Genomic DNA, 25,347 nt, shown 5'->3' on the forward strand with positions numbered 1-25,347 from the left:
ATGTTTCTCCCAAACTTATTCATAATTTACAGTTAAACTGATTATACCACTTCCATAGCGTGTATGCATCATTTTTCGTCGTTATTGGCATTGGAATTTTTAGACGGAAACCGATAAAATTTTATACGTAAGTGATCGTTATTTTTTTAACGACTGCGCAACCTGTTTCTTATGTTTGTGACGGAATATAGGACACTGACTTGGAAAAGACCCAAAGGAGAGAACAATCGTATGAACAAGAAGTACCTCCCCAGCGCCCTCATCCTGTACCTGAACTACTTCCTGCACGGTGTGGGATGTTCCATTCTGGGACAAGCTGTCATCAAAGAGGCTCTGGCTGGCAGCTGGAACGTGACCGCCATGGCCATCACCGCCATTTCCGCCGCTCTGGGTCTGGGCCGACTCATCGCCCTGCCCTTCGCCGGTCCTCTGTCCGATAAGCTGGGCCGCCGCATCTCCTGCGTCATCGGCGGCGCTTCCTATGCCATCTACCTCATCGGTCTGGCTCTGGCCTTCAACGCCGGCACCAACGGCGGTTATCAGATCGCCTACGTGTGTGCCATCCTGGGCGGCGTAGCCAACTCCTTCCTGGACACCGGCATCTACCCCGCTGTGGGCGAGGTGTTCTACGCTGCTCCCGGTGTCGCCACCATGGGCATCAAGTTCTTCATCTCCATCTCCCAGATGCTCCTGCCCTTCGCTCTGGGCGCTACCGTGGCCACCACTGCTGCTGGCCTGACTTCCTACAACACCCTGTTCTACATCTGCGGCATCTGCTACATTGTGCTGGCCGTGCTCATCCTCTTCGCTCCCCTGCCCGACTCCGATGCCAAGAAGGAGAAGAAGGAAGGCCTCATCCAGAGCCTGAAGACCACCCGCTTCTCCGTGGAGTCCATCGCCATGATTCTCATCGGGTTCACCTGCACCGGCACCTTCCAGCTGTGGCTCAACTGCGCTCAGAACTTCGCCAAGGAAGTTGTGGGCTGGGCTGATCCCTCCATCATGCAGACCTACTACTCCGTGGGCACCATGCTGGCCCTGATTGTCACCGCACTGCTCACCCGCAAGATCAAGGACGTGCGCTTCATCATGGTCTACCCCGTCATCTGCCTGGCTGCTCTCATCCTGGTGCTGGTGACCAAGACCCAGACCATGTGCCTGGTGGGCGCCTTCGCCATTGGCTGGGCCGGCGCCGGCGGACTGCTCCAGATCGTCACCGCCGTGTGCAACATGCTCTTCCCCAAGATCAAGGGCACCGTCACCGCTTTGGTCATGATCGCCTCCTCTCTGTGCAACTACACCATTCTCACCGCTGCCGCCAACATGACCCCCTCTGGCGTGATGACCATGAACATCGTGCTCACCCTCGTGGGCGTGCTCCTGGGCCTGTTCGTGAATTTCCGCTACACCAAGATGGTTTCTCTTGCATCTGAGCAGAAAAACAGCTAATCTATACACAATATCAATTTCAGGTTGAAGATAGGAGCTTTGCTATGAATACTGTTCGCGTGAGAAATGTTGAGATTGGAACTGGAATTCCCAAGATTTGTGTGCCCATCGTGGGCGTGACCAAAGAGGACATCATTACCGAGGCCAAGACCTTTGACTCCATCCCTGTGGATGTGGTGGAGTGGCGTGTGGACTGGTTCGAGGGTGTGTTCCACTTCGACCAGGTGCTGGACGTGCTCCAGGGCCTGCGGGAGGTCCTGGGCGAGATTCCCCTGCTGTTCACCTTCCGCACCTCCAAGGAGGGCGGCGAGAAGGCCATTGAGCCCCAGGCCTATGCCCAGCTGAACATCCAGGCCGCCCAGTCCGGGTATGTGGACCTGGTGGACGTGGAGGCCTTCACCGGCGACGAGATTGTCAAGACCATCATTGAGGGCGCTCACGCCGCCGGGGTGAAGGTGGTGGCCTCCAACCACGACTTCTCCAAGACCCCTGATCAGGCCGACATCGTGGGCCGTTTGCGCAAGATGCAGGACCTGGGTGCCGACATTCCCAAGATCGCCGTGATGCCCCAGAGCAAGAAGGACGTGCTCACCCTGCTGGCCGCCACCGAGGAGATGGCCACCCAGTACGCCGACCGTCCCATCATCACCATGTCCATGTCCGGCACCGGCGTCATCAGCCGCCTGTGCGGCGAGGTGTTCGGCTCCGCCCTCACCTTCGGCGCTGCCAAGAAGGCCTCTGCCCCCGGTCAGATGGGCGTGCACGATTTGAGCACCGTTCTCAACCTGCTCCACAGCGCCCTCTAATTCAAACAACATGCAGTTAGGAAGAAGATCTATGAGAAAAGCGATTCGTTGGCTTGATGCAAACCTGGAAGAGTTTATCTTGGTCCTCCTGCTGGTGGCCATGACTGTCATCATGGGCATCCAGGTGTTCTGCCGCTATGCCCTGAGCATGTCTCTGACTTGGTCGGAGGAGCTGACCCGGTATCTCTTCATCTGGTGCGGATTCATCAGCGTCAGCTATTGCAGCAAGAAGTGCCTTTCCATCAAGATCGAGCAGTTCGTCGCTGTCTTCTCCCGCCGGGTCAAAGCCGCCATCAAGGTGGTCAACCACACCTGCGAGCTGATCTTCTTTCTCTTCCTGCTCCCTGCCGCATACTCCTATATGATGTCTGCGGTGGTCAGCGGCCAGGTCTCTCCGGCCTGTTCCACTCCCATGTACTACGTACAGGCCGCCCCCTTTGTCTCCTTTGTACTGGTGAGCTTCCGCATTCTCCAGCGCTGGGTCATTGAGTTCCAGGTGGCCCGAGGAAAGCCGGTATACGACCCGGCCCACCCCGAGCGCAACACCCCGGAGTCCTTCATTGAGGCCAATACCGAGGCCGGGGATGAAAACCACTACAAACACACAGATAAGGAGGATGGATAAATGGTCGCACTGCTGTTTTTGATTTTCATCATCTGCTTGGTCATTGCCATCCCTGTGTCCATCTCCCTGGGCATTGCATCCGCGCTGCCCGTTGTGTTTGACCCTTCCTTTACGGTGAGCGCCAAATTCCTCATCCGCTCCATGTTCAGCGGTCTGGACTCCTTCCCCTTGCTGGCCGTGCCCATGTTCGTGCTGTCCGGCATCATCATGGCCAAAGGCGGTATCTCCCGGAAGCTGTTTGACGTGTTCACCTACTTTTTGGGCAACCGCACCGCAGGCATGCCCTGTGCGGTGATTGTCACCTGCCTCTTTTACGGGGCCATCTCCGGCTCCGCCCCGGCCACCGTGGCGGCAGTGGGCAGCATGACCATCCCCATCCTCACCTCCCTGGGCTATGACGTCACCTTCTCCACCGCCATTGTGGCGGTGGCAGGTGGCTTGGGGGTCATCATCCCCCCCAGCATTCCCTTTATCATGTATGGCATGGCCTCGGGGGCATCGGTGAGCGACCTGTTCTTGGCGGGCATTATCCCCGGCCTCATGATCGGTCTGCTGCTCATGTGCTATTCTGTGTTCTACTGCCGGAAGCATGGAGAAGATAAGATAAAAATCCGGGCTGCAGTGGGGCAGCTCCACCAAAAGGGGCTGTTCCGGGTCCTGCGGGAGAGCTTCTTTGCCATTCTCAGCCCCATCATCATCCTGGGCTGCATCTACACCGGCGTGGCCTCTCCCACAGAGGCCGCTGTGATCTCGGTGTTTTACGCCCTGTTCATCAGCCTGGTGGTGTATCGCACCATCCGCATCCGGGACATCTGGAGTATTTTGCAGGAGTCCATCCGCACCTTTACCCCCATTCTCTTCATTCTGGCCACCTCCACCGCGTTCTCCCGGGTATTGACTCTGATGGAGGTGCCTCAGACGGTGAGTGACTTCATCAGCACCCATTTCCACAGCCCTGTGGTGGTACTGCTGGTCATCAACCTGTTCCTGCTCATTGTGGGTATGGTCATGGACACCACCCCCGCCATTCTGATTCTCACCTCCATCCTCCTGCCCGTGGTGCAGGCCTTCGGTATGAATCCCATTCAGTTCGGCGTGGTCATGGTGGTCAACCTGGCCATCGGGTTTGTCACGCCTCCCATTGGCGTCAACCTCTTTGTGGCCAGCTCGCTGACGGACTTGCCGGTGATGTCCATCGCCAAAAAGTCGCTGCCTATGATCATCTACTTCCTGGTGGCGCTACTGCTTATCACCTATATCCCCGCCCTTTCCCTGGCCCTCATCTGACACAACGGAGGAGAAATCGGTATGAAATCGTTGAAATTCAGACGCCGCTTGCTGGCCGCCGTCCTGTCAGGAGCCACGTGCCTCTCCCTGTTTCTGTCCGGGTGCACCGGAGAACGGGACACCCGTCCGGTGTGGGTACTGGCCACTGCCAGCCCCGAGGATACGGTGACCCAGCTGTTTGCTGAGCGGTTTGCCCAGGAGGTGGAGGAGCTCAGCGGCGGAGAGATTCTCATCAGGGTCTACCCCAACTCCACGTTGGGGGGAGACCGGGAGCTGCTGGAGAGCTGCTATGACGGAGACATCCCCTTCCTGGTGCAGAACACCGCCCCGCAGGTCACCTTCATGTCCGACCTGGCCGTGTTTGACCTGCCCTGTGTGTTTGACTCTCTGGACGACTGCCGGGCCAAGCTGGACGATCCTGACTTCTATCAGTCGGTATGCGATGTGTACACCCAGGGGGGCTATCACCTGCTGGGCATGGCAGACCAGGGCTTCCGGGTCATGAGCACCAACCGAGCGGTGTACAGCCTGGAAGACTTCAAGGGCCAGAAAATCCGCACCATGGAAAATCCCTACCACCTGGATTTCTGGCAGGCCCTGGGCGCCAAGCCCACCCCCATGAGCTTCAGCGAGGTGTATATCGGCCTCCAGCAGCACACCATTGACGCCCAGGAGAATCCCTATGAGGTCATCGTCTCCAATCGGCTGTACGAGCAGCAGGACTATATTGTGGAGACCAACCACCTCCCCCACCTCATCTCCCTGATCGTCAACGACCAGCTGTTCCAGAGCTTCTCGGAAGAGGACCAGGCGATTCTCACCCAGGCGGCACAGACCGCCACCCAGTACGCCCGGGAGCAGTCGGACGCCCGTATCTCCCAGCGCATTGACGTCATCGAGGAGAGCGGCACCCAGATCATCACCCTCTCCCAGGAACTTCGGGATGAGATTCGAGCGCGGTGCCAAGGGGTATACGATGCCATTGAACAGGCCATTTCCCCGGAGCTGTATCAAGGGTACACCCAATAAAGAAAAAACGCCCCACAGGGTCGGCTCACATAGCCGCCCTGTGGGGCAATTCTTTTACGCTGGAGCCCCGGCCCTTTGGCCGGGGCTCCAATCTTCATTAACCGTTGCGGCGGCGCTTCTCCACCACAACCACGGCCAGCAGTAGGCTGGCAGTAGCCAGAGCGGAGAGCACATAGCCCATCATGTGGGCGGTGTCCCCGGTCTGGGGCACGTTGTTCTCAGGCTTTTGAGTGGCCTCGGGCTTGTCGGTGGTCTCGGGAGCGCCACCGGCAGTGAGGCCGTTCATGGCATCGCTGAGGGCAGCCACAGCGGCATCCACGGTAGCCTGATCGTCCTCGGAGAGGCTGTTGTCTGCCATCACAGCCTGGGCATTGGCCAGGGCGGTGCGGAAGGTAGCCACGGACTCGGCGGTGTAGCCGTCCAGGTTGATGCCCTCGGCCTTGTTAATGAGGTCGTCCAGGATGGACTTGTCCGCCTTGAAGCGCTGAGCCAGGATGGCGTCCAGCAGGGCGTCGGCGGCTTCGTCTACCTTGGCCTGGTCATCCTCGGAAAGAGTCTGATCAGCCATGATTGCCTGAGCCCCCGCCAGAGCGTCCAACAGCTCCTGCCAGTGAGTCTCCACATACTTATCGGCATTCTCAACCATCTGGGTGGCACGGTTGACGAGTTCTTCCAGGACGGATTTGTCCGCCTTGAAGCGCTGGGCCAGAATGGCATCCAGCAGGGCGTCGGCGGCCTTGCCCACATCCTCTTGCATAGCGTCGCCGTCAGCCATCACATCCTTGGCGGCAGCCAGAGCGTCCACCAGCTCCTGCCAGTAGGTCTCCACATACTTGTCGACGTTGTCCATCATCTCGTCGGCCCTGGCAATCAGCTCTTCCAGCAGGGTCTTGTCGCCCTGTACCAGACCCAGGCCCCAGATGCCTTCCAGCAAGTTGTCCCAAGCGGCATTCACCTGCTCCTGGGTGGCATTGGTGTCGGCCATCACGGCCTTGGCCTCGGTCAGTGCCTTCTGGAAGGCGGCCACGGCGGAGTCGGTGACACCGTCGGTGGACAGGGTCTCAGCGTAGGCGATGGTCTTCTCCAGCAGGGTCTTGTCCACCTGAGAGGGGGCGGCGGGAGTTACAGCAGAAGCCTCGGGCAGCACGGTAGCGTCCATGTCGCCAGTGGAAACGGAAATTCCAGCAGGAGCATCCAGCAGAGTAGCCTCCCAAGCAGACAGGCTGGCAGTGGCACCGTCCTGATTCCAGGTGCGCTCAGCCACGGCGTAGATCTTCTGTCTCACGGAGTAATCAGAACGCTGATAGGCACAGCTGGTGCCCTTGATGACGTCGGCGCCGGTCTTACCATAGTTATATCCATAGTCAGACCAAATGGCGAAGTTTCCGCCCAGCACCTTACCGACGCTGTCGGGGTATGCATATCCATTATCCCCCAGCTCAGCATTTGCGCTGTCGCCGAAGATACCGGGATTCCAGCCATACACCTTGCTCAGGTCTGCATTCCAATAGCTAGAGGCGCCGTATGCATAGTAGACATAAGTATAGACGAAGTTCACCACATCGTAGCCAGCAGCCAGCAGGGCCTGAGCATTGGGAGAAGCGGGCACCCAGTACAGAATGATGATATCCTTGCTGACACCGGAATCCACGCTCTTGACGGCATCGTTGAACATCCGAGTGGTCATACCCTTGCTGACGATGTAGTCGTTGAGGTCATTGACATAGTTGACAAACCGAGGGTCGGTGCTGTTCATGTGGGTACCATCTGCGTAAGAGGCCTCGTCTGCTGCAATGTTGAAGCTGGTGCAGCCCTTGGAAGCAAAGTAGTCCACATACTTGGCCACCAGTGCCTGACCAAAGGCATAGGCGTCCTCGTTGGACAGGTCCAGAGTGATCTTACCAACCTTGGCATCATAGTCGGTGGCACTGGCACGATAGAACCAGCTATTATTGATGCTATACACGCCACCGATGTGTCCGGGGCTGTCCAGAGTAGGAATGACCTGAACGCCGTACTGCTCAGCCTCGGCCATGATCTCATTCATATCCGCCTCAGTCCAGTAGCCATTGTCCGGCTTGCAGGTGGAAACATCGTAGTCGGTGCCAGCCACAGTCACGTTCATGTCATCCAGGAAGAAGCGAGTGGCGTTATTGTTGGAGAAATCCAGGTACAGCACATTCATCTTATTCCAAGACAGCGTGTGGATGAAGGACTTCATCATGTCAACGGTGTAAAATACACGTCCAGCATCCAGGTACAAAGAGCGCTCAGGAACGTCAGGATAGTCGCTGACGGTGCCAGCCATCACAGTGGTGCCGTTGGCAATCATGCTCTGAAGCACGGTATGCAGTCCGTACAGCACACCGATGGCAGAATTGGCAGTCACGGTGATGTTGTCAGAGGTGATGTCCAGAGCATACCCCTGGCTGTCCGTCACAGCAGTTCCATCCACCTTCACGACGATATCGCCGCTCTTGGCCATGGACTCATCGCCATAGACGATGGGCAGCACGGAATCACCAGGAATGCCCCGAGCGGCAAACTCAGAATTGGCCGTCTGAACATAGGTAGCCAAATCCGTCCCAGTGGGATCGCTGTCTGCAACGATGAAGAAGCGAGCCTCACTGGTCAGAGTAAAGCTGCCTTCTCCAGCCGTTGCGGACTGCACAGTAGGAACACTGGCGATGCCAGGCGCACTGTCCGTATCAGCAGCCGAACCATGGAGCGGCGAAATGCCTACCACCATAGCGGCTGTCAGCACCAGTGCAAGGCCTTTTTTGATCCAATTTCTCATAATAAAGTACCTCCCTGCAATAAGTTGTTTCCTAATATCTACACATGTCCTTGGACATGAGAAAGCACGGGCCACATAGTTATGATGCGTCTGCAAGCGCCCCTGAGCGTATCCCGATGCCCTCTTTCCAGATCCCATGACATTCCAGTTCGAGTTTATCTTACGACTTCTGCCCTATTTGTGTCAACACTTTTGTGCAACATTTGTAATATTTTAAGAATAAATTGTAATATCTTGTAAGTTGCAGGTGATTCCATATGCCATCACACCGTACTATTTCATCTGTACAGTCATCCTTGTTCTGGTGAACATGCTCTGAATTTAGCGGTTTTCTTTTGTAAATGGGGTGTAAAAATTTTAAGTTTGATTAAGGTAGCCTCGGTATACTGTCTCCTGTAACAGAATCCTGATGGAAAGGGGCATCCAGGGATGGCAGCACAGATGACATTCCAACGCTACGAACTCAAATATCTGCTGAACCCGACTCAAAAGCGGGCGGTGCTACAGGCCATGGACGGACACATGGAGCTAGACCAATATGGCCGTGTGACCATACGAAACATTTACTACGACACGGAAACGTTCCGTCTCATTCGCCGCTCTCTGGAGCGGCCCTGCTATAAGGAAAAGCTGCGGGTGCGCAGTTACCGCCAGGTCTCTCCAGAGGAGCCGGTGTTTGTGGAGCTGAAGAAAAAGTACAAATCCATCGTCTACAAGCGGCGGCTGTCTCTTCCCGAGGGACTGGTGAGCCAGAGCCTGAGCCAGAATACCCCGCTGCCGGTGTCCTCGCAGATTGGCCATGAGATTGCGTATTTCCGCTCCTACTATCACCCGCTGATTCCCACCGTCTTTCTCAGCTATCAACGGGAGGCGTTCTATGCGGTGGACGGTGGGGACTTCCGAGTCACCTTTGACGATCACATTCTGTACCGTCAGGACCAGCTCTCCCTGTGCAGTGAGGTCTATGGCACCCCCATCCTCTCCCCCGGTCAGACCCTCATGGAGATCAAAACCTCTGGGGGGATTCCCCTGTGGATGGTTCACGCCCTGACCCAGCACAACATCTTCAAAACGTCGTTCTCCAAATATGGGACGGCCTATCAACACATGACAAAACAACAGCAGTTAGGAGGACTCCGTTATGCCTGATTTCTTTCGCGGTGTATTTGACACCGATCTTACCCAACTGATTTCCATCACTGATTTTTTGCTCTGTGTGGGTGGAGCACTGGTGGCCGGACTGCTGCTGGCCCTGGCCTACATGGTGGGCACCCGGTACACCAAAAGCTTCGTGGCCACCTTGGCTCTGCTCCCCGCCGTGGTATGCGTCATCATCATGATGGTTAACGGCAACATCGGCACGGGAGTGGCGGTGGCGGGCACCTTCAACCTGGTGCGCTTCCGCTCGGTACCCGGCTCCGCCAAAGAGATTGGCGCCATTTTCCTGGCCATGGGAACAGGGCTGGTCATGGGCATGGGATACATCGGCTACGGCTTTGTCATCGCCATTTTGCTGGGCGGTGTCAGCGTCCTCTACCATCTGGTGAACTTCGGCTCCGGCAAGAAATCTGCCTGTTACAAGACCCTGCACATCACCATTCCCGAAGATTTGGACTACACCGGAGTCTTTGACGACCTGCTCCAGCGCTACACCAACCGCTGCGAGCTCTCCCAGGTGAAGACCACCAACATGGGCAGCCTGCTGCGCCTGACCTACCAGCTCACCCTCCGGGACCCCAAATTGGAAAAGGAATTCATTGACCAGCTGCGCTGCCGCAACGGAAACCTGGAAATCACAGTTTCTCGCCAAGAGACCGCTTCCTGCGAACTCTAAGAGGGGATGATACATCATGAAATCTCTGAAACCATGCACTCTTCTGCTCTCCACGCTCCTGCTGTTGCCCGGATGCAAGACAGACTCTCCCGCCCCCACAACGTCCAGTCAGGACCAGCTATCCTCTCCGTCTGCCACCTCCAGCAATGTGGACCTGTCCCAGCTGTTCAGTGACCGGGACTTTGAGATCGGCTATGACGAGGAGAGTGCCGTCCACATTCCGCTTGGTTCCCCCTCTACCTGCGACAGCGACGCCGTCACTGTGGACGGAAGCACCGTCACCATCACCTCTCAGGGGGGACACGGAGTGGTATCCAAGGATGACCTGGTGGTCACCTGTGGTACCTACGAGATCAACGTCTCCAGCCACGGCCTGTCTGGCAAGGACAGTGTGGCCATTGCCAACGGCACCTTCACCCTCCAAACCGGGAAGGACGGCATTCAAAGCGACAATGAGGAAGACACCGAAAAGGGCTTTGTCTATCTGGGCGATGGAAATTACACCATCACCGCCGACGGAGATGGTGTCAGTGCCAGCAGTTGGATGCAGACAGATGGTGGAACCTACACCATCACCTCTGGCGGCGGCAGCGCCAATGGAGAAGCTCACACCGACAGCATGCAGCCCGGCGGCGGTATGGGTGGCATGGGCGGCGGCCCCGGCTCTTCCACAGATGGTCAGCCGCCGGAACTGCCCGATGGGATGCAGCCCTCGGACAACGACGGCGGGATGCCGGACGGCTCCACAGAGCCCCCAGACATTTCCGGCCAGGCTGGCACGGAACTGTCCGCCACACGGATCACCTCAACCACTACAACCACCACTGAGGACACCACCAGCACCAAAGGGTTCAAATCCACATCTGCTCTGACCATCACAGGTGGCACTTTCCAGCTGAACTGCGCCGATGACGCCCTCCACACTAACGGCAGCCTTACTGTTTCTGGTGGCACCGCTCAGATCAGCACGGGAGACGATGCCCTCCACGCGGATTTGGAGCTGGTCATAGAGACCGGTGATCTGGATATCACCACCTGTTACGAGGGGCTAGAGGGCCAGAATATTTCCATTTCCGGCGGCACCATCAATTTGGTAGCCAGTGACGATGGCATCAATGCTGCCGGAACAACCACCCAGAACCAGTCCGAGATCTTCATTGACATCTCCGGCGGTGCGCTCACCATTGATGCCGGAGGAGATGGGCTGGACTCCAACGGAACCCTCACCGTAAGCGGAGGGACCATACTGGTATCCGGGTCGGAGCAGAGCGCTGATTCCGCTCTGGGCTGCGACGGCACCACCTCCATTACGGGCGGCACCGTTGTGGGGCTGGGCATGTCTGGTATGGCCCCAAATTTTGGTGACACCTCTAGCCAGGGTTCCATCCTGGTATCGGTGGACAGCCAAAGCGCCGGCAGTACCGTGTCCATCACCGACCAGAATGGCGCTGTTCTGGCAACCTGGGAGGCCCCCAAAAGCTTTAACTCGGTGCTCATCAGCTGCCCGGACCTCACCGTGGGGAACACCTACACCGTGACAGCTGGAACCGCTCAAACAGGAATCACACTAGACAGCCTGATCTACGGTAGCGGCTCTATACAGCCCGTCCAGATGGGGGCATGGGTGGACACCGTCCATAAACGTGCTATGCTAATGAAACCAGTTGTCCGCTGTGTGATGCCCACAGTAGACAACTGGTTTTTCTAATGCTTCAAAGTAAATTTTTCCTTCTATTGATTCTTTAACTCCGTTTTACGCAAATGTTGGAAAATTGATTCAACTACCCCCAGCTTTTCGGATATACTGGAACAGCAGCTTCCTTGCCTACCCGGGTTTTGTGACACTTTGACAACCGCCACACCAACTCAGGCAATTCGACAGGTTTCACCTCTATGACCTGGAAATTTTTTGATGGAATAATTGCTTGCAAACTGCTCCAATTTCTACTATTATATGTGTGTTGACTGTGTTGAAATTTATTGTTTATGGAGGCAATTTCGCATGGATGTGAAAATTCAAGACCTTTTTGACCTCTCGCATACCGTTGCTGCTGATTATCTGCGGCAATTTGAATATCCCTGGGAGGCACTGGAGGGAATCTCCCAGCTGATTCTCTCCCTGGGCAGCACTCTGTCCCCGGAGGAGTATGACCAGCCTCAGCCCCAGGTGTGGGTACACCGCACCGCCAAGGTGATGCCTTCCGCCTACTTGGGCTCCCCCTGCATCATCGGCCCCAACACCGAGGTGCGCCACGGCGCTTTCATCCGGGGCTCCGCTCTGGTTGGCGAAGGCTGCGTGGTGGGCAACTCCGTGGAACTGAAAAACGTCATTCTCTTTGACAGCGTTCAGGTGCCCCACTACAACTACGTGGGCGACTCCATTCTGGGCTATAAGAGCCACATGGGCGCTGGCTCCATCACCTCCAACGTAAAGTCCGACAAGACCCCAGTGGTCATCAAGGGAGATGAGCTGCTGGAGACTGGCCGAAAAAAGGTAGGCGCCATGCTGGGCGACTATGTGGAGGTGGGCTGCAACTCTGTGCTCAACCCCGGTACCATTCTGGGCCGCCACACCAGCGTCTACCCCACCAGCTGCGTCCGGGGCGTCATCCCCCAGGGCAGTATCTATAAGGACAAGGACCACATCACCCTTCGTCAGGGTTGATGCATTCCGATAAAGAAAGCGAGGATAATCTCATGGGAAGATATTTTGGAACCGACGGTTTCCGCGGTAAGGCCGGCGTAGGCCTCACTGCCGACCACGCCTATCAGATTGGCCGTTTCCTGGGCTACTACTATGGTCGGGGCCATCGTGCCACCATCGTGGTGGGCAAGGACACCCGCCGTTCCAGCTATGTGCTGGAGTATGCCATCAGCGCTGGTATGGCCGCCTCCGGGGCAGATGTCCACCTGCTGCACGTCACCACCACCCCCTCTGTGTCCTACATGGCTCGCAACGGCGCTTACGACTGCGGCGTAATGATCAGCGCCTCCCACAACCCCTTCTATGACAACGGCATCAAGCTCATTAATGGAGATGGCGAGAAGATGGATGAGGGTGTCATCTCTCTGGTGGAGGACTATCTGGACGGCAAGTTGATGCTGGACGGTGAGATCCTGGAGCAGCTGCCCATGGCCAGCGGAGATGCCATCGGCTGCATCATTGACGATGTGGCTGGCCGAGATCACTACGCCCAACACCTCATCTCCCTGGTCCAGCACTCCTTCCAGGGCAAGCGCGTGGCTTTGGACTGCGCCAACGGCAGCGCCTGGAAACTTGCCCCCCAGATTTTCGAGGCTCTGGGCGCTGAGGTACACACCATCCACGCCAATCCCGATGGACTGAACATCAATATGGATGCAGGCTCCACCCACATCGGCGCACTCCAGCGCTACGTGGTGGAAAACCACATGGATGTGGGCTTTGCCTTTGACGGCGATGCTGACCGCTGCCTGGCCGTGGACGAGAACGGCAATGTGGTCACCGGTGACCACATTATGTACCTCTATGGCTGCTACCTCAAGAGCCTGGGACAGTTGGCCAACAACACCGTCGTCACCACCGTCATGTCCAACTTTGGTCTGTACAAAGCCCTGGATGAGGTGGGCATCTCCTATGAGAAGACCGCCGTGGGTGACAAGTATGTCTATGAGAATATGGTCAAGAATGGCCACTGCCTGGGTGGCGAGCAGTCCGGCCACATCATCTTCAGCCAGCACGCCCGCACTGGCGACGGCATTCTCACCGCTCTGATGATCATGGAGGCCATGCTGGCCCAGGGCAAAACTCTGACCCAATTGGCCGCTCCGGTTACCATCTATCCCCAGGTACTGATCAATGTCCGGGTCCACGATAAAAAAACCGCCCAGGATGATGCCGATGTACAGGCTGCGGTGGATGCTGTGGCCAATACCTTGGGCGATACCGGCCGCATTCTGGTGCGCGAGTCCGGCACCGAGCCCCTCATCCGGGTCATGGTGGAAGCCCCCGACCACGACCAGTGCCAGGCTCTGGCCCAGCAAGTGGTGGATGTGGTCATCGCCAAGGGTCACGCAGTGTAACCAATCTTACCCAATAGTTCCAAAAAGCTGTGCTGCAGAATTGTTGACTTCTGCGGCACAGCTCTTTCTTTTCAAGCATGAATTCTATGAAGAGAGAGGTTGCCTATAAAAGCAACCTCTCTCTTTGAGTCTAGAACTTAATTTTTGCTCCGTGTACGCACAACCACAAGTGTACCTGCCAACGAAATCACAGTCGCAATCAAAGCAACCACATACCACATCAGGTGAGCGGAATCACCAGTCTGGGGCACGCTGCTGGGCTTCTCTGTGACCTGGGGCTTCTGGGTGGCCTCAGGTTGGTTGGTAGCTTCCGGCTTATCACTGGGCTCCGACGCTCCCTGGGCCGTGAGCCCGTCCATGGCATCGCTGAGCTGGACTACCGCCTGCTCCACCACGCTCTGATCGTCCTCACTGAGGCTCTCATCCGCCATCACTGCCTGGGCATTGGCCAGAGCCGTGCGGAAGGTGGCCACAGACTCGGCGGTATAGCCCTCTAGGTTGATGTCCTCAGCCTTGGTGATGAGGTCTTCCAGAATGGTCTTGTCGGCTTTGAATCGCTGGGCCAGGATGGCATTCAACAGGGCCTCTGCCACAGGCTGGACGTCCTCATCCATGGCATCACCGTCCGCGGCCACGTCCTTGGCAGCGGCCAGAGCGTCCACCAGCTGCTGCCAGTTGGTCTCCACATACTTGTCAGCATCGGCCATCATGTCATCGGCCTTGGTGATGAGCTGCTCCAGCAGGGTCTTGTCGCCCTGGGTAAGACCCAGACCCCAGATGCCCTCCAGCAGGTTGTCCCAAGCGGCATTCACCTGCTCCTGGGTGGCATTGGTGTCGGCCATCACGGTCTTGGCCTCGGACAGCGCCTTCTGGAAGGCGGCCACAGCGGAGTCGGTGACACCGGTGGTGTCCAGCGTCTCAGCGTAGGCGATGGTCTTCTCCAACAGAGTCTTGTCCACATCGCCGGGCTGGCTATCCTGGGCAAACACGGCAGTTACAGTCACCGCCTGCTCCGGCATCAGGAAGGCGTTGTCGGAAACGGTGACATCGTCACTCTTCCACTCCACAAAGTGCCAACCTTGGGCGGCCTGAGCCGTCAGGGTGACGGTAGTACCAGCCGTGGCAGTCTCCACAGAGGCAGAGGCGGTGCCCTGGCCCTGGGTGTTTACAGTCACGGTGTAGGTCTCAGGCTGAGGCGCCATCACCTTCATCACCACAAAGGAGTGCTTGGGAAGCTCCACCACAGGGTTGTCCCCCATGACCATCTGAGTCGTCTCGATGGATACGTTGTCGGGATTCTCCAGGGTATTCTCATCGGCAATGCCCTCAGAGGCCAGGGTCTGAATCTCTACGGTGCGGCCAGACAGATCCATGCCGGGGATGTTCAGCTGCACGCGGTAGTCCTTCTCACGGTCCACATTGACCACTGCGATGTACACATTTCCAGCCTCGTCCTTGCTGGCCAGGGTGGAAACGGCCGTCACACCGTTGGACAGCGTAGGAGCATTCGCCACCTGGGCCTCCACCACCTGATCACCGAAGCCAGCGTTGAGCATCTCAAACACATGGGCGGAAGGAGTGGAGAAGAAACGGAATTCACCTTCGCCTGTGGAGGTATCAGCCCCCTCTTGGGCTACCACCTGAATCACCGCCTGCTGGGTGGGCCCCAGGGAGTCTGCCCCAGAACTATACCAGTCTGCCAGGCAGTGCTTCTGGATATAGGGGCTGCCCAGCTTCACATACTCCATCATCACCTTGGCAATGTACAGGGCATGGGTCTGGGAGCGCACCTGAGATTCCGTGTTGCGGAAGATGCCAAACTCGCTGATCACAGGCACCTTTCCCTCCGGCAGCATGTCCACATAGTCCTGCACGTGCTGGATGCCCACATTCTCTGCCTTCTTCATGGCGTTGTCATAGAAGGCATTGGCATCGCTGCCACCGGACACGGTGCCGGAATAGGGGTGGATGGTCATGCCATCGTACCACTCGTTGGCCCCCAGGCTATTCATGCGATTGATAAAGCCCTTGGATTCAAAGCTGGTATACACGTTGGCCTGGTAGTTTGTGCCCTCCGCCTCATTGATCTTCTGGGTGGTCTCTTTGATGGCCTTGGACACATCAAGGAATCCCTCTCGGTCCACGCTGTAGGTGGCATAGATATTCTGGCCCTTGGAGGGAATCTTGCCGTGAACGCCATCACCGAATAGGATGGAGCCGTTGGCGTAGTTCACTACACAGTGGGTGTCCTCAGGCCCGGAGTTCTCCAAGCTGTCCACCACAGTCCATTCCGTCAGGTTTCCATCGGTCCCCACATAGACCCGCACCCCATCATTCATGGCCCGGAAGCTGGGGTCGTCTACAATCTCCCCATTTTCATCCAGCATACCGGGGTTGAGGTTGGCATACCGCAAAAAGCGTACCAGATTGGCACTTCCATCGGACTGAGAGGCCACCTTGTTCCAATTCTCCTCATCCACTGTGTATCTCTGGGTGAACGTGGCGGTTCCGCCCTCGGTGTAGGCCTTCTCTGCTCCACCGGACACATAGTCGGTCCAATAGCCCTGGGAAGAAGTGCCGTCAGCGGCCTGGCCATAGGCCTGCTGCATCTCGTTACCAATCTCAAAATAGCGCACATGATAGGGTTCCGGGTGTCCGTTATCCGCACGCACCTGGGCCCAGTCAATGCCTCCGTTGGGATTGGTACCCACTTCTGCATTCAGGTACTCCACCAGGTCGGCTGCATCCTGCGCATTGCCGCGGCCCAAGCTGTACACATAGACGATCTCAGAGTCCACCTGGTCGGCAAAGTCTGCAATCTCTGCAATGCCGAAGTTGGGCTCAATACCTCCCTGCCCCGGGTTATTATAGAAGCCGTGGATCTGGTCCTTGCGTTCTTCTTTCGGTCCCAGGGTGGTTTTCCAGTTGAACAGATTGGAAATGGTTCCACCGGGATACCGGATGGAGCCAAAACCCGCATTCATGTACAGCTGGGTAAACTCCTCTTTCATCTGCATCGTCTCAGAATCAAAGGTACCATAACCGTTGAACGCATAGCGGTGATTAATACCAAAAATGGAATCCGCATCAATGACTCGGTTCACCTGGTCCAGGTTGACCGTCAGGTTCAGTGGGACAGCCGCCTGGTATGCCGCTACGGCATTTTGCAGCGTCTCATAAGCCTGCTTCATCTGTTCCAGGGTTGTGGCCTCCGTCACCGCCGCAATAGCCTGAGCCAGCTCCACGGCACATTCGTGGTCATCGGGCAGAGCGTGGCTGTCATAGAGGGCCTGAGCCGCCTCCACAGCAGTCTGTAACTCCGCCCGGTACAGCTCCACAGCCTTATCTTCGTACACTGCCAGGGCCTCTGCATCGGTGAGTACCTTTTCGTATACATAGAACTCGTCTACATCTCCCCGCATAGGATGAGGATCCGTGTTGCCTGCGTTTTTATGGGCGCCCAGGCGAAGCGTCAGCAGCTGATCCACGGTGCTGTCACCCAGCGCTTGCTCACTGTCCAAAACACCGTTGATATAGAACTTTACCTTCTTACTTCCCTGGTCAAATGTGACCGTGATGTGCTGCCACTCTCCCTTGGACACAGACTTCTGGGAGAGCACATCTTTTCCGTTGATATACGTGTGGTACTGGCCATTGGAGCGCAGGGTCAACAGAGATCGTCCATTTCCCTCGTGCTGAAGCAGCACGGTAGATGCAGAGTCCTTATCCCCTGTAATGGTCTTATCGTACCGATACCACATCGAAAAGGAAACTTGTCCCTTTCCCGTGTTGATGTAATCTTGCAGCTTCAGATAGTTGTCGGTACCCCCTCCAAATCGAAGCACATTCCCAAACACCGAATTCCCGCTGTCCACAATACTCACGCCGTCGCCTTCCAGTGTGGCCGTTGTGTGTTCTCCTGCATCGCTGGTCAGAGAATCAAAACTCCAGTGATCTTTTAGTTGAGTCGCTGGCGCAGCAGCCATGGTACGCACGCCCATCGCATAGGGCATGAGCATACTACATGCCAGCACAGAAGATAAAACGATCTTCCACCCCTTTTGTTTCATAGACTTCTCTCCCTTTCACATAAATTCATAGTGATAGTATCATGCTATGTCCAACACTGTCAACAAACATATTGTGGCACGGTGTTCCTCCCTTTGTCAAAATGACAGTAGTCGCAGACAAATGAAACGTAAAATACCGCTCCACTGCCTCTATTGGCAGTAAAGCGGTATTTTCTCACATATTCTTATTTCTATTTCGGAATTTCATTGCGATACATACAAGACACGTTGTGATCATAATACCCGTCCATGCACCCGCTGTGTCAATCCATACGTCTCGGATCTCTCCGCTTCGTCCTGGCACAAACAGTTGAATGGTCTCATCTAGAAAGGCCGTGAGCATACAAAGGCTCAGGCGCTCCATCGTCCCCCTTCTCTTTTCACTGTGAGGCCCCAGCCACAGCTCAAACGTCCACAGAACACCCAGCAGGCCGTACTCAGAGAAGTGGGCCAACTTGCGTAAAATGGTGTGGAATCCCTCCGCCTGAATCCCCAGAGCCGTCAGCCATGGCGTCAAGAACGCCAGAAGCGAGCCGCTCTGCTGGGCAGACTGGGTAGAGGTGCGCATGGAGTTTCCCCATATCAAGAGTGTCACCATACCGAGGGCAATACACACTCCCAGCCACATCTTGGGGTGCCGGATATTGAGGTTATGCACGGACAGCCTGCTTCTCATGAGCACCTTCCAGACGCTCCACTGCCTCCCGGTTTACCTCGTCGGGATCCCGGAAGGTTGGCACCAAGTAGCGCATCAGAGCAATCAGTTCATCCTTAGGCCGCTGGGCAGATACGAAGTTATCCAGGGAAATCAGTCCGCACATGATATCCCGCTGGGGAATCACCTGCTGCTCCTCCACAAAGATTTTATCGTTCGCTGTGGTCAATAGGTGCTCGCTCTGCATCAACAGTTCCTCATAGAGCTTTTCTCCGGGGCGCAGTCCAATCTCCTTGATCTCAATGTCCTTGTACGGCTCCAGTCCAGACAGTCGAATGAGGTTTTCCGCCAGTGTGAGAATCTTCACCGGTTGCCCCATGTCCAGCACAAAAATTTGGCTCTGCTTGGCCATGGCTCCAGCTTCCAACACCAGCATAGCCGCCTCAGGAATGGTCATAAAATATCGGATGATTCGCTTATCCGTGATGGTCACCGGACCACCGTTGGCAATCTGCCGCTTAAAAAGCGGAATCACAGAACCATTGGAGCCCAGAACGTTGCCAAAGCGTACCGCACAGAACTCGGTACTGCTGCCTCGGCGGCTCTGCAAAATCATCTCACAGAACCGCTTGGTAGCCCCCATCAAATTGGTGGGGTTCACAGCTTTATCCGTGGAGATCATGACAAATTTCTTCACGCCATACTTCTCAGCAGCGCGCACCACATGATACGTACCAAAAATATTATTCTTGATAGCCTCATCCGGACAATCCTCCATCAGGGGCACGTGTTTATGTGCTGCCGCATGGAACACCACATCCGGGCGATAGTGCTCAAAAATCTGATAGACACGCTTCTTATCTCGTATGGAACAAATTTCTACCCGTAGATCAAGCCTTGTCCCGTACTGTCGCTTCAGCTCTTGCTGTATATCATAGGCGTTGTTTTCATAGATATCCAAAACAATAAGCCGGCGAGGATGACAGGTGGCAATCTGTCGGCACAACTCGCTGCCGATGGAGCCGCCGCCACCGGTAACCATAACCACTTTGTCCTCCAGAAAGTCGGACACCACCGCCTTGTTCAGCTGCACTGGGGTACGTCCCAGCAGATCTTCCACCTGAACATCTTTCACGGCTGAGAGACTGACCTCTCCATTGAGTAGCTGATAGAGACCCGGAAGTACTCGAAGACGACAACCGGTCATTTTACAGATATTCAAAATGGCCGCCTTTTCCTCCGGCTGGATGGTGGGAATGGCGAAGAGAATCTGGGTGATATCGTACCGCTTGGCCGCATCTTCGATTTGGTCACGGCCGCCCACGATGCGCACTCCATCCAAATACTTTCCATGCAACTGGGGATTATCGTCAATCACGCAGCATAGCCGTCCCTTTACCTGGGGACTAGAACGCAATTCACGAGAGAGCATGCGGCCAGACTCCCCTGCTCCGATGAGCATAATCCGCTCTTCACCCTTATTGCCTCTCCCATAGGAGTACTGAACCACAGACCAGAGGCGCAATGCACAGCGCTCGCCCACCAGTCCACACAGTTGGAACACAAAAACCATTACCCAGACACTTGCGGGCAACGGTAAGCTTAAAAAGACACAACAGAGATTAGATAATGCAAATGCCAACACAACCGATACACACATACGAATGACATCGTGGGCATTGACCGTACGCCAAATATAGTGGTACATTCTGCGCCAGAAAAATACGATGGCAGTGACAATCAACTGCACAATCAGACAAGGTGCCCAGCTACGGACATAGGTCATAGGTATTTGTGACCAATGAAAGTCAAACCGTATTAACAATGCCAAAGCATAGCTACTCACCATGAGCAGTGTATCCACCAACATAATGATGAGAATCTTCCAGGTCATCTTTAATCTCAAGAGTTACACTCCTCTCTTTGGAATTCTCCACTCTATTTTTCTATTGAGAATGTGTTCACACATAACTATCCCCGGTTTCACATGCCAGGAAACCGGGGATAGGATGTATCCGTTCATCACTTCTCTACAGGAGTCTTCTTCTTGCTCTTGGCCACAACAAAGAGAACCACGGCAACCACAACCACAATTCCACCAATCACCCAGGGAAGAATATTGCTGCTCTCCTCGGGCTGAGGCTTCTCTTCCGGCTGCTGCGTCGCTTGGGGTTCCTGGCTGGGCTGAGCCCCTTCCTCTGTCTCCACGCGGGTCATCAACATCACAGGAGAGAAAGAAGACAGGGTGATGGTAGCCTTTCCGTCATCCGCCGCAACATCCAGCACTTCCACATCAAAATCCACCACGGCGTTGTCAAAATCGGTATTTACCATCTCAAGCGTGGCATCACAGTCCTCAATGTCGCCCATAAAGTGCAGCGCAACTAAATCGCTGTTCTGGTTTACACCATTGAGTTCGAAGGTGACATCCACAGTGTCACCCTCCTGCATCTGCTCCAGAAGAGCAGCACTGGCAGACACATCAAAGACCGCCAGAGGCGAATAATTGTTCACACTGGCATAGTCAGGGTTCTCCAAAACTGCCAACTGCTTTTCAATGGCAGCCACAGCCTCCTCGTCCCCATTAGCTTCCGCCTCAGCCTTCTGCTGTTCCAGCTCAGCGCGCTTGGCCTCGATTTTCTGGGCGATCAAAGCCTCCATGGCTCCCTTCACGTCTCCTGGAAACTTGGTCAAAAACTCTGTGGTATCCTGAGCATTCACCACAGTCTGGTACACCAAGTTTGTCTTGGCATTGGCTGCATAAGTCAGGCCGCTCTCCGTCTCCAAGCCTGCCTTATCTTTGTAGGCCAAGCCCTCTCCTACCCCCTGGTTGCCCATTTGGGTGAGGGACAGAGGGGTCACCAGGACCACAGGATCAGAGACCTGAGAGAGAATCAAATTTCCGCTCGAAGTGACAGGATATCCCTCGGGAACTTTTCCGCCACCCACAATCGTAGTAATGGTGGTTTGATTCCCACCGATGTTGGCAACACCGCTGGCAGAAATGATCTCCTGCTGAGTCTTGCTGGGAGCCCAAGCTGCAAAGGCCGAAGAAGCTACACTGGCCGCCATGAAAACTCCCAAAGCGGCCCCCATTATTCTGTTCTTACGCATGCAAGTTCCTCCTTACTTTATGTACCATGGTTCATTACTGCTTTGGGGGATTTTACTTGCCCCCGTAATAACCATACTTGTGATAATAGCGTTTGTAATAATAGCGATACGCCTTCCGGTTGGTGTTCACACGATTTAACACCGTTCCCAAAAGAGGGGTCGAGGTCTTTTGCAGCATCTGAATGGAGTTTTCCACCAAACGGCGAGAGGTCACTCCGCTGCGCACGACCAGGACAGTGCCATCGCAATGCGTTGCAATATTTAAGCTGTCCGCCACATTCATGATAGGCGGGGTGTCCACAACGATATAGTCAAAGTTATCCCGGCAATAGGCCATCAGCTTTTCAAAGCGCTCCCCCTCCAGAAGCAAGGAGGGGTTTGCTATATGGGTCGCCACTGGAATGATAAATCCTCCAGACACGTCTGTCTGATAGATAACATCCTCCAACTCTACCTGTCCAGCAAGGTAGTGCACTAACCCCAAAACCTTATCATCGCCACCGATGCCATAGCGGGTGCGCATCTCTGAATTACGCAAGTCACAGTCAATGAGCAGCGTTCGATTTCCTACATGCGCCATCTGCTGCCATAGATTCACAGAGACAAAACTTTTTCCCTCATCTGGGGTACTGCTGGTAATCATAATGGACTTAATCTCTTTGCCGCAAAATCCAAGATTTACACGGAGCTGGTTAATGGACTCTGCCACATCAAAGGGAAGCTGTGGCAGCTGATTGATGGTAAGCTGTTTCACGCAATTCCCTCCTTACTTCTTTTGCTTCAACCGCTTGTTGAAGGCACCCAAATCGGCCTCAGGAATGGATGCCAGCGGCTGAATTCCAAATCGACGTGCCAAGTCATCGGCTGTAACAAATGTGTCGTTCACCAAGAATCGAATCAAAATCACTGCACAACAAATCACAATGCCTGCCGCCACACCTAAGAACACATTGCGGGCATAATTGGGGCTGGAGGCTCCACCGGGAATCACAGCCCGCTCCACCACATTGGGCTCATCGCATTCCATGACCCGAGGCAAGTAAACCACCGCTTGGTCCACCAACTCATTTGCAATATCACAACTCAGTTTGGGATCGCTGCTGGTGACTGTCACGCTCAGGATTCGGGTATCTGTTGGATTGCTCACAGAAATCATTCCCTTGAGCGTACCATAACCCATATTTAAATCCAAGGAGTCAATCACATCTTCCAATAGCGGGCGACTAACCATCAACTGCTGGTAGTCTGAGGTCAACTGGCTGCCCAATTGTAGATCTGAAATGCTAATCATAGATCCCGCAGAAGCGGACACCATATACAACTTCGCTTCCGCCTGGTATAGCGGGGTCACTAAAAACCGGGTATAACCAAACGCCAATAAGCCACCTAAGATGGCACATAGAATAATTTGAATGGCATGTCCCCAAAACAGGTAGAAAATTTCCACCAGATCAATTTCGCCCCCATCATCCACCGCAGACTGATTCAGCTGTGGTGCATGCAAGGTTTCATTATGCTCCATGTCTACACTCCTTTTCTATTCGTCTACTTTGGACATCGGTTCATAAAACAGCTGTATCATCACCTGTTTCAGACTGTCCTCATCGAGCTGATATGCCGTAGAACCTTGCTCATCCAAATAACTCTCTCCGTCAATGGCAAGTGGTTCTAATTTTTCATATTCTTCTAAGCGATCCATCAATTTCAACCATTGGTCATTCATATCTGTGACCATATAATCGTCCACTGCCTGGAACGTTTTTACGGCAACATCTGTACTGAGCCCCGCTAACTTCGAATACAATGCGTTTAGGTATTGTTCCTGCCGAGCCATACGAGATAGATTGGTCTCGTCTCCTACACCTTGACGTCCTCGTATATACGTTAAAGCCTGGGTTCCAGTTAAGGTCACGGTCTGCCCCTCTACGAGGGATAGGTCCAACTGGGAAAAGTCATCTAATACCGTGACTTCTACCCCACCCACCTGATCATTGATAATCGAAATGGCATCCATATTCAATGCCACATATCCTTGAATGGTCTGGTTTTGAAGCATTCTAGACACTGCAGTCACATTGTTCTCGCAACTTGTCTCCAAACCATCTCCGTAGGAGTGAGCCAAGGCAATTTGCTGGTATTCTGTACCCACCTCTTTCCCGTTCACGCCTAGGACAGGTACCTCGACCATGCTATCTCGGTTGATTTGCAGCACCTGCCATGTGCGGTTGAAGCGGTCAACCACAAGCAGCAACTGTACATCTGCCTGTCCGCCGCCAATGTAGCTTTTGCTGCCCTTGGCTGGCCCCTCCACGTCAATGCCCATGAACAGGTACGATTCAATTCCCTCTCGTGCTACATAAGTAGTTCCCTGATACTCCAGAACCTTACGGTTGCTCTCACCTGCCGGTATTGTTTGCATCTGCTGATACTCTTGCCACCTCTGTAATGCCAATATTCCCAAACCGATTACAGCAAACAAAACCACTACAACAATGCCAGCTCGTAATTTATCTTTCCGCGAAATTCTTTGGCGTGTCTTCATATCTCAGCCTCCTAGCTTTATCCTCCAGTTGGTTGTGTGAAACGAAGCGCCGTTTCGTCTATACGAGTCAGAATGTCTGCTCCAAGCTTTTTTCTTACTACAAGGCGGGCTTTCTCCAATCTAGGCGGGCGCGAAGTCAAGTTATGGCAGTCACTGGCCACGAGAGGGCTCTGCGCGTGACTCAGCAAACTCAGCGCCAATTTACGGCTGCTCCAGTGGATCAGGGAATCTGCATTGATTTGGAGTGCAAGGGGCAAAGACATCAGTCGCTCCATATCATTCCAGTAACTGCGCATATGAGAAAAACGCTCTGGATGGGCCAGAATCACCTGATAGCCTCGATCCAAACTGAGGCTGGCCACTTCCTCCACTTGCTGTGGGGTCCATTGGGTATATGAGAGTTCCAACAGCAGCGTCCGAGTACCGCCCAAGCACAGCTGTTCCAACTCCGGACACTGAGAAATGCCAGGAAAATAGGCTACCTCAGCCCCTAAGCGGATAGAGGGATACTCCTCCACCCCCGCTTCTCCCAGTGCATCGCCCAGCGCAAATACCGCTTGGCGCCTGCGCTGGAGAAATTGCTCCATGCACTCCTGATGAGCATAATAGTGAGAGGTGGCACACACTGTGTGTACCCCCTGTTCCCAGAGGAGGTGCAGCAGAGCTACCGAGGTGTTTACATCCTGACTCCCATCGTCCATTTGGGGCAAAATATGGGTATGCAGGTCTATGACGATTTCACTTTTCATGTTCTCCATAGACTCATCACCTACACAAATCCTGCTCTTTTACATATTTTGATGTAACCTCCACGAACTGAAAGTGTATCATAGTTCGTGCCTTTTTTCAATTCAAAAAATATACCTATTCCTACTATTTTCTACCATGTGTTTTATGCAATCGGCAGACTGTCTGGATAGTATCAAGGTTGTTGCACAAGCAGGTTTGCAGAATCCATCTTAGATAAAATCAGCCAACAATAGGGACATCCTAAAGGTAGCCTACAGCTATATCATATTCATGCATTTCTTGTTTCCACACTGGGTGCCAGCTACATGGTTCAACTCGCCACAGAAC

Annotated in this window: 18 protein-coding genes; 10 read left to right on the forward strand and 8 right to left on the reverse strand. The window is 54.7% G+C overall.

The annotated features are described in order from the left end of the window. Positions 1-231 precede the first annotated feature (231 nt). From B5F12_RS00280 to B5F12_RS00300, 5 genes are read left to right on the forward strand one after another with little or no spacing between them, the layout of a single operon-like run. Positions 232-1,449: an MFS transporter gene (locus B5F12_RS00280; RefSeq protein ID WP_087228595.1), complete on the forward strand. Its 1,218-nt coding sequence runs from the start codon at positions 232-234 to the stop codon at positions 1,447-1,449. A 44-nt stretch (positions 1,450-1,493) separates the two neighbouring features. After that, positions 1,494-2,255 (forward strand): type I 3-dehydroquinate dehydratase, encoded by a 762-nt coding sequence (aroD, locus tag B5F12_RS00285; RefSeq protein ID WP_087228596.1) that lies wholly within the window; start codon positions 1,494-1,496, stop codon positions 2,253-2,255. A 31-nt stretch (positions 2,256-2,286) separates the two neighbouring features. Next, positions 2,287-2,880, forward strand: a complete 594-nt coding sequence (locus B5F12_RS00290; protein WP_087228598.1) for a TRAP transporter small permease — start codon at positions 2,287-2,289, stop codon at positions 2,878-2,880. Beyond that, positions 2,881-4,167 (forward strand): TRAP transporter large permease, encoded by a 1,287-nt coding sequence (locus B5F12_RS00295; RefSeq protein WP_087228600.1) that lies wholly within the window; start codon positions 2,881-2,883, stop codon positions 4,165-4,167. Between the two features lie 21 nt (positions 4,168-4,188). Continuing rightward, the gene (locus B5F12_RS00300; RefSeq protein WP_087228602.1) at positions 4,189-5,196 is read left to right on the forward strand and encodes a TRAP transporter substrate-binding protein; all 1,008 of its coding nucleotides are present in this window, start codon (positions 4,189-4,191) and stop codon (positions 5,194-5,196) included. A gap of 97 nt (positions 5,197-5,293) precedes the next feature. Here B5F12_RS00300 and B5F12_RS00305 read toward each other — a convergent pair whose 3' ends face one another. Further along, positions 5,294-7,993, reverse strand: a complete 2,700-nt coding sequence (locus tag B5F12_RS00305) for a family 20 glycosylhydrolase (RefSeq protein ID WP_158096708.1) — start codon at positions 7,991-7,993, stop codon at positions 5,294-5,296. 441 nt (positions 7,994-8,434) lie between these two features. Between B5F12_RS00305 and B5F12_RS00310 the strand changes: the two genes are divergently transcribed. The 5 genes from B5F12_RS00310 to glmM all read left to right on the forward strand — a co-directional run bounded on the left by B5F12_RS00310 (position 8,435) and on the right by glmM (position 13,889). Next, complete coding sequence (locus B5F12_RS00310; RefSeq protein WP_343286302.1) at positions 8,435-9,142, forward strand: polyphosphate polymerase domain-containing protein; 708 nt, start codon at positions 8,435-8,437, stop codon at positions 9,140-9,142. Beyond that, a complete protein-coding gene (locus B5F12_RS00315; protein ID WP_087228607.1) occupies positions 9,135-9,827 on the forward strand; it encodes a DUF4956 domain-containing protein in 693 nt (230 codons plus the stop codon). The genes B5F12_RS00310 and B5F12_RS00315 overlap by 8 nt, the downstream gene beginning before the upstream one ends. A gap of 16 nt (positions 9,828-9,843) precedes the next feature. Beyond that, complete coding sequence (locus B5F12_RS00320; protein ID WP_087228609.1) at positions 9,844-11,535, forward strand: carbohydrate-binding domain-containing protein; 1,692 nt, start codon at positions 9,844-9,846, stop codon at positions 11,533-11,535. A gap of 294 nt (positions 11,536-11,829) precedes the next feature. Continuing rightward, positions 11,830-12,492, forward strand: a complete 663-nt coding sequence (locus tag B5F12_RS00325; RefSeq protein ID WP_087228610.1) for a UDP-N-acetylglucosamine pyrophosphorylase — start codon at positions 11,830-11,832, stop codon at positions 12,490-12,492. 32 nt (positions 12,493-12,524) lie between these two features. Beyond that, the gene (gene glmM / locus B5F12_RS00330) at positions 12,525-13,889 is read left to right on the forward strand and encodes a phosphoglucosamine mutase (protein WP_087228612.1); all 1,365 of its coding nucleotides are present in this window, start codon (positions 12,525-12,527) and stop codon (positions 13,887-13,889) included. A gap of 137 nt (positions 13,890-14,026) precedes the next feature. Here glmM and B5F12_RS00335 read toward each other — a convergent pair whose 3' ends face one another. The 7 genes from B5F12_RS00335 to B5F12_RS00370 all read right to left on the reverse strand — a co-directional run bounded on the left by B5F12_RS00335 (position 14,027) and on the right by B5F12_RS00370 (position 25,028). Then, complete coding sequence (locus tag B5F12_RS00335; RefSeq protein WP_087228614.1) at positions 14,027-17,959, reverse strand: LamG-like jellyroll fold domain-containing protein; 3,933 nt, start codon at positions 17,957-17,959, stop codon at positions 14,027-14,029. Between the two features lie 650 nt (positions 17,960-18,609). Then, positions 18,610-20,508, reverse strand: coding sequence for a nucleoside-diphosphate sugar epimerase/dehydratase (locus B5F12_RS00345; protein WP_343286305.1), 1,899 nt, complete (start codon positions 20,506-20,508; stop codon positions 18,610-18,612). 128 nt (positions 20,509-20,636) lie between these two features. Beyond that, entirely contained in the window at positions 20,637-21,728 is a 1,092-nt protein-coding gene (locus tag B5F12_RS00350; RefSeq protein WP_143482287.1) for a hypothetical protein, read from the reverse strand. Positions 21,729-21,780: 52 nt separating this feature from the next. Next, on the reverse strand, positions 21,781-22,482 hold the full coding sequence (locus B5F12_RS00355) for a CpsD/CapB family tyrosine-protein kinase (RefSeq protein ID WP_087228619.1): 702 nt from the start codon (positions 22,480-22,482) through the stop codon (positions 21,781-21,783). A gap of 12 nt (positions 22,483-22,494) precedes the next feature. After that, positions 22,495-23,250, reverse strand: a complete 756-nt coding sequence (locus B5F12_RS00360) for a Wzz/FepE/Etk N-terminal domain-containing protein (protein ID WP_087228621.1) — start codon at positions 23,248-23,250, stop codon at positions 22,495-22,497. Between the two features lie 15 nt (positions 23,251-23,265). Further along, the gene (locus B5F12_RS00365) at positions 23,266-24,270 is read right to left on the reverse strand and encodes an LCP family protein (RefSeq protein ID WP_087228623.1); all 1,005 of its coding nucleotides are present in this window, start codon (positions 24,268-24,270) and stop codon (positions 23,266-23,268) included. A 17-nt stretch (positions 24,271-24,287) separates the two neighbouring features. Further along, positions 24,288-25,028 (reverse strand): CpsB/CapC family capsule biosynthesis tyrosine phosphatase, encoded by a 741-nt coding sequence (locus B5F12_RS00370; RefSeq protein WP_087228625.1) that lies wholly within the window; start codon positions 25,026-25,028, stop codon positions 24,288-24,290. Positions 25,029-25,347: the final 319 nt, after the last annotated feature.

Source organism: Pseudoflavonifractor sp. An176, assembly GCF_002160435.1.
Lineage (GTDB): Bacteria > Bacillota > Clostridia > Oscillospirales > Oscillospiraceae > Enterenecus > Enterenecus faecium.